This window comes from Halolamina salina (assembly GCF_042678005.1).
In the GTDB taxonomy this organism is placed as follows: domain Archaea; phylum Halobacteriota; class Halobacteria; order Halobacteriales; family Haloferacaceae; genus Halolamina; species Halolamina salina.
Genome location: NZ_JBHUDH010000209.1, coordinates 1 through 1,279, shown reverse-complemented (window position 1 = coordinate 1,279; position 1,279 = coordinate 1). Strand labels below are relative to the sequence as shown.

Sequence of the window (1,279 nt, the reverse complement as noted above, 5' to 3'; positions counted from 1 at the left end):
CACCCGCCGCGGACAGCGCGGGGTCGGCGTCGTGGCTCTCGATGTAGCTCCCCAGTGCGAACTCCGCCTCGCTCGCTCCCGTCAGTTCGAGCGCTTCGGCTCGGGCGAGCTCGCCGGCCTGCCAGTCCCGGACGATCTCGCGGGCCATCGGCGACAGCGGCGTCACGCCCGAGACGCCACAGCGGTGCAGCGCCTTCGCGGCCGTCACTGGCGCGATCCCCGCCTCGCGCGCGCTCTCGCCGACGCTCGTTCCGGCCGCGTGGGTTTCGACGACCGTCGCGGCGGCCTCCGGCGTGCAGGGGAGCGCCCCCGCGTGCGGGCGGAGGCGCTCGACCAACGCCTCGCCCGTCTCGTCGACGGCGGCGACGCCGCGGGCCTCCTGCTCGGCGGTCACCTCGATCCCGGCGGCGATCTCCTCCAGCGTCATACGCGATCGTTCGCCGCGATATAGTTTAACAGTTTTCACTGTTGAAGTTTCTCTGAGGTAGAGCGATGAGAGAACGTACCGATAACCGGTACGTTCGACGGACGGGAGCGGGATCGAAACCCCGGGAACCACCCGGGTTTATGTATCCGATCGGGACCGATCTTGGAGTATGAGCACGACGCGTGCTACCGGCTGTCCCGAGTGCGACGGGCGACTGACCGCCGACGGCGACGAGACGGTCTGTGAGGGCTGTGGGCTGGTCGTCTCGACCGACCGGCTCGACCGCGGTCCCGAGTGGCGCAGCTTCGAGGACGACGACCGGAACCCGGCCCGGTGTGGCGCACCGCTGACGCGCTCCCGGCACGACCGCGGGCTCTCGACGGAGATCGGCCGCGACGGCCGCGGGAAGAACCGCAAGTGGTCCCGACTGCGCCGCCAGCATCGCCGGACGCAGATCCGGTCGAAGCGCGAGCGCAATCAGGTGTACGGCTTCACCGAGATCCGCCGGCTGATGGGCGCGCTCGAACTGCCCGACCGTATCCGCGACCAGTCCTGCTCGCTGTTCGAGTCCGCACAGAGCGAGGACCTGCTGCGCGGGCGCTCGATCGAGGGGTTCGCCAGCGCCGCCGTCTACGCGGCCTGTCGGGTCGCGGGCGTCTCGCGAACAACCGACGAGATCCTCGACGCCGCGAAGGCGACCGCCGCGGAACACCGTGCGGCCTACGACGCGATGAACCGCGAGCTCGGGCTGCCCGTCTCGGCGGCCGAGCCCGCGGAGTTCGTCGCGCGCTTCGCCAGCGAACTCGACCTCGGACAGGCTGTCCGCCGTCGCGCCCGCGAACTCGCCGAGGC

The 1,279-nt window shown here is 71.0% G+C and carries 2 protein-coding genes; one reads left to right on the top strand and one right to left on the bottom strand.

The genetic code is table 11. The features are described from left to right. A partial coding sequence (locus ACFR9S_RS14610; RefSeq protein ID WP_379818952.1) for a DUF7858 family protein occupies positions 1-427 on the bottom strand: 427 nt, incomplete at its 3' end. Between the two features lie 169 nt (positions 428-596). Between ACFR9S_RS14610 and ACFR9S_RS14605 the strand changes: the two genes are divergently transcribed. Next, positions 597-1,279 (top strand): transcription initiation factor IIB (locus tag ACFR9S_RS14605; RefSeq protein ID WP_379818951.1); only part of this gene is annotated, 683 nt, incomplete at its 3' end.